Genomic DNA, 1,670 nt, shown 5'->3' with positions numbered 1-1,670 from the left:
TTGTTCATAATTGAAAACTTTAAATTTATAAATTTAAAAAAATAAAAAGTGAATAATCTCTCATTTTGAATCCCTTTCGCATACTTCTTTTGTTACTAAGTATTCCGTTACTTCGCAGGTAACGGGAACCATCTTGAATCAATTATGTGAAAAGAAGTTTAATATAGTTGTAATGTCCCTATAATTGTTTATAACATTTTAAGTGATGAAAGATGAAAAGTGACTTATAGGTGGAATTCTGATAATATGACCGAGAGGTAAAGTTACGATAAAGGGAAATCAAAATATTTATAGGGAAAGAAAGACTTAAAGTGTTATTTTGTAGAGTTTTGGCTTAAGGGGAAGTTGTTGAGAAATGAGCGAGAGGACTCTTCCCTTCAAGAGATGCTTCTTGCGGGAGGAATAAATATGGACACATCTAGGCCGCTTTATCAATAAAAATAAAAAAATCTATGCCGAGATTCCATTGCTTTTTACAAAAGAAATTACCTTCTCATTTGCTTCATCAATCTTCTTGTCGTTGAAAGGTTTGAGATAGGTTTCAGTAACATTTATCGATGAATGTCCCATCGCTTCGGAAATAATGCCAGGGTGAATCTCACAATAATATGCCATTGTGGCCCACGTGTGTCTTGCCGAATACGAACTAAGATGTGAACTCATATTCAAATGTGTTTTTAAAGCTGACAGCTGATAGTTAAAACGCCTCAAAGCTGATTGATACTCTTTATAAGCCGCTTCTGTACCATCCTTGCTACGTAATATTGGGAATAAATAAGGTGAGTTCTCGTCCTTATTGGATACCATGTGTACCAGCTGTAAGGCTTCAGGGGATAGAAGTACCCGTAAGGTGCGACCAGTCTTTCTTCTACGATAGGACAATACATTCCCTTGCAGGTCTTTCTTGTGCAAGAAAGCTAAATCGACAAATGGGAGACCACGCATCATAAACATAAAAACAAATAGCATTTTGGCTTTTTGAAGGCTTGAGGAAGGAATCCTTTTGGACAAATCCATTTCTGTCCCGCGAACTAAAGTTCCTATATCCGAAGCTTCCAAAGCTCTTTTCTTGTCTGCTTTAGTTCCTGTATATACATGTTCGAATAATCTAGGAGTATAACGGACACATCGTAAATCTACAGCTCGATTGTAAGCCGAGCGAATGACTTTCATATAGGTAGAAACGGTGTTCCAACTGCAATCTCGTTGACGCAGGTGCATTTCAAAACGTTTCAAAACCACTGGATTCAATTTGCGCAGATGCAAATCCCGATAGTTATTGAATGCGGAAAACACATTCAATGTGGATTGGTAAATATGGGCTGTTCCCCATCTTCCATTTTCTCGAAGCTCTCCAATAATAGTTGACAGCATTTCTTGTAAGGTAATCTCTTTCATCTTCAATTTAAATTATACATTCTCTTATTAATAATATGTATAAGTACAATCCCTTTATAATGCAGAACATACGTGCAAATACACTAATAATTGGGGCGAACAACAATCCCATTAACAAAAAAGTGCGCTTAAATGCAGATTTTTCGATTAATTATAAAAAAACAGCATTATTATTTGCTCATTTATAGAAAAACAATTATGTTTGCACGGAAAATTCCTCCGTTACCTGCGAAGTAACGGAATTTTTTAACAAAAGCATTATGGGAAAAGGA

The 1,670-nt window shown here is 35.7% G+C and carries 1 protein-coding gene; it reads right to left on the bottom strand.

The features are described 5' to 3' along the window. Positions 1 to 450: 450 nt before the first annotated feature. On the bottom strand, positions 451 to 1,398 hold the full coding sequence (locus DW039_RS09960; protein WP_005824483.1) for a site-specific integrase: 948 nt from the start codon (positions 1,396 to 1,398) through the stop codon (positions 451 to 453). Positions 1,399 to 1,670: the final 272 nt, after the last annotated feature.

The organism is Bacteroides sp. AF39-16AC (assembly GCF_003602735.1).
Taxonomy (GTDB): domain Bacteria; phylum Bacteroidota; class Bacteroidia; order Bacteroidales; family Bacteroidaceae; genus Bacteroides; species Bacteroides uniformis.
The sequence above is the reverse complement of the archived record's forward strand: the minus strand, read 5'-3'. Positions and strand labels throughout refer to the sequence as shown.

Coding starts and splice junctions, on each gene's coding strand:
- DW039_RS09960 (WP_005824483.1), bottom strand. CDS start 1,398: ATGAAAGAGATTACCTTACAAGAAATGCTGTCAACTATTATTGGAGAG.